At 73.4% G+C, this 5,276-nt stretch carries 6 protein-coding genes; 1 reads left to right on the forward strand and 5 read right to left on the reverse strand.

The window, feature by feature from the left end; genetic code table 11:
* Window positions 1–97: 97 nt before the first annotated feature.
* On the reverse strand, window positions 98–982 hold the full coding sequence (locus tag AB0O40_RS37450; protein ID WP_365050722.1) for a sigma-70 family RNA polymerase sigma factor: 885 nt from the start codon (window positions 980–982) through the stop codon (window positions 98–100).
* Window positions 983–1,065: 83 nt separating this feature from the next.
* Here AB0O40_RS37450 and AB0O40_RS37455 point away from each other — a divergent pair, with 83 nt between their 5' ends.
* On the forward strand, window positions 1,066–1,515 hold the full coding sequence (locus tag AB0O40_RS37455; RefSeq protein ID WP_365050725.1) for a carboxymuconolactone decarboxylase family protein: 450 nt from the start codon (window positions 1,066–1,068) through the stop codon (window positions 1,513–1,515).
* A gap of 48 nt (window positions 1,516–1,563) precedes the next feature.
* Here the strand turns inward: AB0O40_RS37455 and cseC are convergent, their stop codons facing one another.
* Genes cseC through AB0O40_RS37475 form a run of 4 tightly spaced genes read right to left on the reverse strand, consistent with a single transcriptional unit; the run spans window position 1,564 to window position 4,782 of the window.
* On the reverse strand, window positions 1,564–2,877 hold the full coding sequence (cseC, locus tag AB0O40_RS37460; protein ID WP_365050728.1) for a two-component system sensor histidine kinase CseC: 1,314 nt from the start codon (window positions 2,875–2,877) through the stop codon (window positions 1,564–1,566).
* Complete coding sequence (cseB, locus tag AB0O40_RS37465; RefSeq protein WP_365050731.1) at window positions 2,874–3,572, reverse strand: two-component system response regulator CseB; 699 nt, start codon at window positions 3,570–3,572, stop codon at window positions 2,874–2,876. Before cseB ends, cseC begins: the two co-directional genes overlap by 4 nt.
* Window positions 3,573–3,580: 8 nt before the next feature.
* Window positions 3,581–4,195: a hypothetical protein gene (locus tag AB0O40_RS37470; protein WP_365050734.1), complete on the reverse strand. Its 615-nt coding sequence runs from the start codon at window positions 4,193–4,195 to the stop codon at window positions 3,581–3,583.
* A gap of 35 nt (window positions 4,196–4,230) precedes the next feature.
* Entirely contained in the window at window positions 4,231–4,782 is a 552-nt protein-coding gene (locus tag AB0O40_RS37475; RefSeq protein ID WP_365050736.1) for a SigE family RNA polymerase sigma factor, read from the reverse strand.
* Window positions 4,783–5,276 lie beyond the last annotated feature (494 nt).

Raw genomic sequence — 5,276 nt, forward strand, 5'->3', positions numbered from 1 at the left:
ACCAACAAGACCTTTGGTTCCGAGGAGAACGAAGCGGTCATCCTCTCATCCGATGGTGAGCAGACGCCCGTGCCTACGCGGGCCCCCGGCCGACGGGTCACTCCGGGAACGGCAGGTCCAGCGCGGCCAGCCGGGCCGGGTCCGTGACGATCGCGATCCCGGTGATCAGGCCGTCCACCACCGTGCAGGTGACCAGCGACCGCGGCACGCCCGCCGGGGTCCAGGCCACCACCCCGGGCCGGCCGCCCACCAGCACCGCCCGGGCCCGCTCCGGGGCCCCCGAGGCGGCCGCCAGCCGGGCGCCGGCCGCGACCTTGGTGGCGCCCAGCACCACCACCCGGCCCTCGGGCCCGTCCACCGTCAGCTCCACGTCCGGGTGCAGCACCCGCAGCAGCCCCTCGAAGTCACCGCGGCGGGCCGCCGCCAGGAAGGCCCGGACCACCTCCCGCTGCTCCGGACCGGCCACCGCCGGCCGCTCCACCGACCGCACCTTCCGCCGGGCCCGGCTGGCCAGCATCTTGGCGGCGGCGGTGGACTTGCCGAGGATCCGCCCGATCTCCTCGAACGGCACCGCGAAGAGGTCGTGCAGCACGAACGCCAGCCGTTCCGCCGGCCCCAGCGACTCCAGTACGACCAGCAGCGCCAGCCCCACCGCATCCCCCAGCGCGCTCTCCTCCGCCGGCCCCGGCGCCCGGTCCACCGTCACCAGCAGCTCCGGTACCCGGTCGTCGAAGGCTGCCTCCGGCCGGGCCCGCCGCGCGCGCAGCACGTCCAGGCTGAGCCGGCCGACCACCGTGGTCAGCCAGCCGGCCAGGTTGTCCGGGCGCCCCGCGTCCTGCCGGGCGAGCCGCAGCCACGCCTCCTGCACCACGTCCTCGGCGTCGGCGTGCGAGCCCAGCATCCGGTACGCCACCGCGCGCAGCCGCTCCCGCTGGGCCTGGAACTCCTCGGCCACCGGGTCGGCGGCGGTGCTGTCGGACATCTCGTTACCTCCCGAAGATCCGCTCCGTCATGGGGGATGACGGGCCCGGCAGGGCACAGGTAACCGATCGAGGAGCAGTACCGATGGAAGCACGCATCAAGAGCCCCGGGAACGCCGACGTGACCACGGCCGTCCAGCACCTCTTCAAGGCGATCCACGCCGGCGGCGTCGAGCCGCGCCTGCTGGAGCTGGTCCACCTGCGGGCCAGCCAGATCAACGGCTGCAGCCCCTGCGTCTACGGCGGCTACGCCTCGGCCCGCAAGCAGGGCGAGACCGACGAGCGGCTGTTCAACGTCGTCACCTGGCGCGAGACGCCCTTCTACACCGAGGCCGAGCGGGCCGCCCTCGCCTTCACCGAGGCCGCCACCCGCATCCAGGACGGCGAGGCCGGCGTCACCGACGAGATCTGGGACGCGGCCGCCGCCCACTTCGACGAGCAGCAGCTCGCCGCCCTCACCCTGGAGATAGCCCTGACCAACTTCTTCAACCGCATCAACCGCACCATCCGCGAACAGGCCGGCAAGACCTGGTGACCCCGCGCCGGCTCCCCCGTACGACGGGGGCGGGGGAGCCGGCGCGGCTCAGTGGGGGAGTTGGATGATCGGGAAGCTGCCGGTGGCGGTCGGGGCGTGCTCGGGGAGCCAGAGGACGGCCACGGCGCCGGCGCTGGCGCCCTCGCGCTCGATCCCGCCCGGGGCCGCGACGTTGCGGAAGGTCAGGCGGGCGCCCAGGACCCGCGCCTGGCCCGCCGCGATGGTCAGGCCCAGCCCGTGGCCCACCCCGGCCCGGTCCGAGGAACCGGTACGGAAACGGCTCGGGCCCTCCTGGAGCAGCGCCTCGGGGAAACCGGGGCCGTGGTCGCGCACCCGGACCACCCGGCCCTCGACGTCCACCTCGATCGGCGGCCGGCCGTACCGGGCCGCGTTGGCGAGCAGGTTGCCCAGGATCCGCTCCAGCCGGCGCGGGTCCGTGCTCACGATCTCGTCGGCCACGATCCGCACCGTGGCCTCCGGCATCAGCGAGGCCACCCGCCGCGAGACGAACTCGCCCAGCCGCAGGTCCTGGAGCTCGGCCCGCTCGGACGCGCTGTCCAGCCGGGCCACCTCCAGCACGTCCTCCACCAGCACCCGCATCGCCTGCGCCCGGTCCCGCACCAGCTCGGTCGGCCGGCCCGGCGGCAGCAGCTCGGCCGCCGTCAGCAGCCCCGTCACCGGGGTGCGCAGCTCGTGCGCGATGTCGGCGGTGACCCGCCGCTCGGCCTCCAGCCGCTGCTGGAGGGCGTCCGCCATCGCGTCCACCGCCCGCGCCAGGTCGTCGGTCTCGTCGCGGACGACGCCCCCGACCGCGTCCCGCACTCGCACGCCGGGATCACCCTGGGCGACCTTGCCGGCCGCGTTCGCCGCCTTGCGCAGCCGCCGCGAGATCTGGCCGCCGATGAGCACGCCCAGCGCCGAGCCGGCCACGATCGCCACCAGCGAGCCCACCCACAGCGCCTCGTCCAGGGCCTCCATGAGGTTGGCGTTGGCCTGGAAGGAGTTGTGCACCGACAGGACCTGGCCGTTGCCCAGCGGCACCGCCGCCCAGACCTCCGGGGCCTTGCCGTCGTGCTCCTGCACGAACGAGCCGCGCCGGCCGCCCCGGACCCGGTCGCGCAGCTCCCGCGGCAGGTCGGGGTCGTTCAGCTTGGCGCCCAGCGGGGGCTTCTTGGTGACCTCGGCGTTCTTCGAGATGAAGCCGATCCGCTCCATCTGCACCTCGCGGGCGTTCTGGAGCATCGAGACCCGGGCGGCGTTGTGCACCACCAGACTGAGGGCGACCGCGACCAGGGCGCCCACGGTGGCGATGGCGATACTGATCTTCCAGCGGATGCCCGTGCGCAGGGTGAACCGCTTCATGCCTTGAGCTTGTATCCGAAGCCCCGGACCGTCTCGATCCGGTCCTGCCCGATCTTGGTGCGCAGCCGCTGCACGTGGACGTCCACGACCCGGGTGTCGCCGCCCCAGTCGTAGTCCCAGACCCGCTCCAGCAGCCGGTCGCGGGAGAGCACGGTGCCGGGCGCCGAGGAGAACTCCAGCAGCAGCCGCATCTCGGTCGGGGTGAGCGCCACCGGCGCCCCGCCCCGGCGGACCTCCATGCCCTCGGTGTCGACCTCCAGCTCGCCGAAGGTCAGCACCCCGCGCTCGCCGCCCAGCTCCTCCTCGGCCGGACCGCCGGAGCCGGCGTGCCCGAACCGGCGCAGCACCGCCCGGATCCGGGCCACCAGCACGGAGCCGTCGAAGGGCTTGGTGACGTAGTCGTCCGCGCCCGCCTCCAGGCCCAGCACCACGTCGATCGAGTCCGCCCGCGCGGACAGCATGATCACCGGGACGGTCGACTCGTCGCGGATCCGGCGGCACAGGCTCACGCCGTCCATCCCCGGCACCATCACGTCCAGCAGTGCGATGTCGGGGCGGTTCTCGCGGAAGGACTCCAGGCCCGACAGGCCGTCGGGCCGGGCGGTGACGACGAAGCCGTCCCGCTCCAGCGCGAGGGTGGTGGCCTCCCGGATGACGTCGTCGTCCTCCACGAACAGCACATGGGTCTCGGCCATCGGAGTTCTCAGCCCTTCGACGTGATGGCCGGGGCGGGCTGACCGCCGCCGTCGGCCGTGTTGCTGAAATCGGTGTGCACCCGGTCGTGCTCGACGAACTTCTCCCCGACCCAGCGGTAGGTGATCACGTCCTGGCCCGACGGGTAGGCGATGGAGTCGCTCTTGCCGTAGACCTCCCGGGTCAGCACGAGGTCGCCCCGGTCCACCTCGGCGTAGGTCGGCGGCTCCTCCGTCGCGAAGACGTTCGCGTACTTGTCGCCCTCGAGCCGGTACACGAAAGAGCCCACGCCGATCGCGTCGGCGCAGGAGAGGACGTTGACGATGACGTCGTCGGAGGCGTTGCCGGTGACCTTGCCGTACGTCACGTCGACCGGGTACTGCTTGCCGACGCAGGGCTTCAGGTCACGCTTGAGCTGCGCGCTGACCTTGGGATCGGCGCGGACCAGCGCCACCGCGTCCACCTTCTTGAGGGTGGGGGTGGGGCTGGTCCTGGGGGTCGGCACGGACTGGGCCACCGACTCGGAGGCGGCCGGGCCCTCGTCCTTGAAGCCGGTGCCGCCGGAGCTGCAGCCGGCGGCCATGAACAGCACGGAGCCGGCGAGGACGACCGTCCCCGCCGACACCAGTGTGAGCGGCCCCCGGTCGGGGCCTCTGCCACTCAGGCCGCGCAACGCTCCCGCCCCTCGTAGTGGTCGCCCCGCTCCAGGGCGCGCATGTCGAGGTTACGGCTCTCCAGCTCCTGGCGGAGCCGGGCCAGCGCGCGGTGCAGTGTGCTCTTCACGGTCCCTGCCGACATCCCGAGCGCCGCGGCCGTCTCCTCGGTGCTCATCTGCTCCCAGTGTCGCAGCACGACCACACTGCGCTGCTTGGGCGCGAGCACCCGGAGGATGTCCATCAGCAGGGCGCGGTCGGCGCGCTGCTCGGCGCCGTCCTCGACGCTGGCGTCCGGCAGCTGCTCGGTGGGGACCTCTTCGAGCTTGCGGGCGCGCCACCACTCGGTGCGGGTGTTGATCATGACGCGGCGGAGGTAGGCGTCGGCCAGGGACTTGTCGGCGATGCCGTCCCAGCGGCCGTACGTACGGACCAGCGCGGTCTGCAGCAGGTCCTGGGCGTCGACCGGGTCCGGGACCAGGCGACGGGCGCTGCGCAGCAGCGCGTCCTGACGGGTACGTACGTACTCTTCGAACTCGAGTACCTCGCCGTGCGCCATCTCAGACCGCCTCCGTTCCGTTCCTGCCGACCGCTCCTGCTTACGGATTCGAAGGTACGGAGGCGTTGTCACGAGGCTGTGCGGTCCAGACCTCGACGAACGCACGGACACCCATAGGTTGTGTAACAGCCCCCCCGTCCAGCCCCCGACCCGCGACCGCCACCGCGTCCCGCTTGGCCGGTGGAGTGGCGAATCCAGCCTCGCTGGGGGCACCTCCCAGCGGTAGCTGGGGGAGTTTGAGGCGCGGGGTCCGGGGCGGCGCCCCGACGCCTGGGCCCGGCTCACCCTTTGGCACGGCCCCGCCGGGGACAACTCCAGCCTCGCTGGGGGCACCTCCCAGCGGTAGCTGGGGGAGTTTGAGGCGCGGGGTCCGGGGCGGCGCCCCGAAACCTGGGCCCGGCCCACCCTTTGGCACGGCCCCGCCGGGGACAACTCCAGCCCCGCCGGCGATTGAGGCGCGGGTTCCGGGCCCGCGCCCGGCCGCTGCGCGGAGC

The sequence above is a fragment of the Streptomyces sp. NPDC089919 genome (genome assembly GCF_040684615.1).
GTDB lineage: Bacteria > Actinomycetota > Actinomycetes > Streptomycetales > Streptomycetaceae > Streptomyces.

Excerpts from the sequence above, each read along its gene's own strand:
- cseB (WP_365050731.1), bottom strand. The coding sequence starts at position 3,572 with ATGGCCGAGACCCATGTGCTGTTCGTGGAGGACGACGACGTCATCCGG.
- AB0O40_RS37455 (WP_365050725.1), top strand. The coding sequence starts at position 1,066 with ATGGAAGCACGCATCAAGAGCCCCGGGAACGCCGACGTGACCACGGCC.
- AB0O40_RS37475 (WP_365050736.1), bottom strand. The coding sequence starts at position 4,782 with ATGGCGCACGGCGAGGTACTCGAGTTCGAAGAGTACGTACGTACCCGT.
- AB0O40_RS37450 (WP_365050722.1), bottom strand. The coding sequence starts at position 982 with ATGTCCGACAGCACCGCCGCCGACCCGGTGGCCGAGGAGTTCCAGGCC.
- cseC (WP_365050728.1), bottom strand. The coding sequence starts at position 2,877 with ATGAAGCGGTTCACCCTGCGCACGGGCATCCGCTGGAAGATCAGTATC.